The 248-nt window shown below is 41.1% G+C and carries 1 protein-coding gene; it reads left to right on the top strand.

Annotation, left to right across the window (positions count from 1 at the left end; all coding sequences use genetic code 11):
* Positions 1-187: nucleotide-binding YajQ family protein (locus R0K30_RS22965; RefSeq protein ID WP_410613276.1), on the top strand; the 187-nt coding region annotated here is incomplete at its 5' end.
* Positions 188-248: the final 61 nt, after the last annotated feature.

The following is a 248-nucleotide window of genomic DNA, read 5'->3' as shown; positions in this document are numbered from 1 at the left end:
CATTGATAAAGACAACGCCAAAAAAATCAACGCGGTGATCAAAAACTCCGGCTTGAAGGTCAAGTCGCAGATTCAGGACGACCAAGTGCGCGTCACCGGAAAAAATAAAGATGATCTGCAGCAGATTATCGCAGCCGTCCGCGGAGCAGACCTGCCGATTGACGTTCAATTTATTAATTTTAGATAAATTATGTGATTCCTATTGATTATTGTCTCTATTTTCGGTAAATTTGGAGAAAGGGATTTTC

It is taken from the genome of Bacillus sp. SIMBA_154, from assembly GCF_046536015.1.
GTDB lineage: Bacteria > Bacillota > Bacilli > Bacillales > Bacillaceae > Bacillus > Bacillus pumilus_P.
Note: the sequence above shows the minus strand (reverse complement) of the source record. Positions and strands in the feature narration are given on the sequence as shown.